Annotated in this window: 1 pseudogene; it reads left to right on the forward strand. The window is 54.1% G+C overall.

From position 1 onward, the window contains the following. Positions 1-90, forward strand: a pseudogene (locus AB3X94_RS42250) (IS5/IS1182 family transposase); the annotation flags it as partial. Between the last annotated feature and the right edge of the window lie 165 nt (positions 91-255).

The raw sequence follows: 255 nt of genomic DNA on the forward strand, positions 1-255 counted from the left end.
GAACGGCTCCCCGAAACTCTCGCTGGGCTTCATTTCGTCTTCGCAATGCTCATGCTTGTCCACGCCGTGTCAGTACTTCAAAGTTCCTAACACGCTCTAGATGCCAATTTCTGATTGACGGCCGCGGAGAAGTTGTCTGCGTTCGGGGCGGACTTGTCCGAGCAGCCAGTGGTGGTTGCGACAACGGCCAGAGCAAGAAGGCGAAACAGCGGGCGCGTTTGCATGATCGATCTCAAACTTCATATTTTTGCACGT

Source organism: Paraburkholderia sp. BR10923 (assembly GCF_040948765.1).
Classification (GTDB): domain Bacteria; phylum Pseudomonadota; class Gammaproteobacteria; order Burkholderiales; family Burkholderiaceae; genus Paraburkholderia; species Paraburkholderia youngii.